The sequence below is a fragment of the Clostridioides sp. ZZV14-6345 genome, assembly GCF_020657775.1.
GTDB lineage: Bacteria > Bacillota > Clostridia > Peptostreptococcales > Peptostreptococcaceae > Clostridioides > Clostridioides difficile_D.
This window is the reverse complement of sequence record NZ_JAGWCX010000154.1, coordinates 1-996: the sequence shown is the minus strand read 5'-3', so window position 1 is coordinate 996 and position 996 is coordinate 1. Positions and strand designations below refer to the sequence as shown.

General features: G+C 28.0%; 1 protein-coding gene. It reads left to right on the top strand.

The window, feature by feature from the left end:
• Positions 1-163: 163 nt before the first annotated feature.
• On the top strand, positions 164-757 hold the full coding sequence (locus KGF39_RS19380; protein ID WP_074091084.1) for a hypothetical protein: 594 nt from the start codon (positions 164-166) through the stop codon (positions 755-757).
• Positions 758-996: the final 239 nt, after the last annotated feature.

Genomic DNA, 996 nt, shown 5'->3' with positions numbered 1-996 from the left:
TGGAAATCTATTACTAAGGTTAATGTAAATGCTTTAGAACTACTTTCTAGTAAAAATGATAATAATGCTAAACAAGAATATGTACCACCAGGATTAGACCCACAAGGTTTTCAAGCGATAAACGATGATGATATACCTTTTTGATGTTGAAGGGGGCGATATTATGGGATATACACATGGTATTAAATGGGATGATGAAAGTATAGAAAAAAGTATTTTGAAAGTAGCTAGAAGTCTACAAGTGCATAGGATGCCATCCAATGAAGAAATTAAATCTGTAATGGGGAACTATTCATTGTCAAACAAAATAAGTAGAAGTGGTGGTTTTAAATATTGGGCAAGTAAATTAAATTTAGATATGAAAAATTCTGAAACTAAATTAGGCACTAAATGGGAATTTCACATTAAATCTAGGCTAGAAGAATTTGAATATAAAGTTGAAAAGATGTCTACAAGGCATCCATATGATTTACTTGTAAATGGGAATATAAAAATAGATATAAAAGTATCCAACTATTATTTAGGTAGTTCTTGTAAGTATCACACATTTAATCTAGAGAAGAAATATCATAACTGCGATATATTTATTTGTGTGGGTCTTAACGAAACAGATATCCCAGTAAAAATATTAGTTATACCAAGTAAATATTTAATGGGAATAAGGCAGTTGTCAGTAGGAATAAAAAGTAAATACGACAAATTTAATTATAAATATAAGTATATAAAAGAATATGATAATTTTTATAAGAAGATTTGAAATATATAGAGTAGAGTGATTGTGTGAATTATTGGGGAGTTAATATAACTATTAACTTCCTAGAAGTTAATATTGGAGGGATGAAAGATGGAGTTAAAATTTAGAGAATGGAATAAAAATGGTAAAGAAATGTATAGTTATGATGAAATGGTGTGCTATTCTAAAAATTTGCTTAGAGAGTGGGTTTATAGTGGTGTTTATTTGCCAAAAAACAATGAAAATTTTGAGGTTATGATATA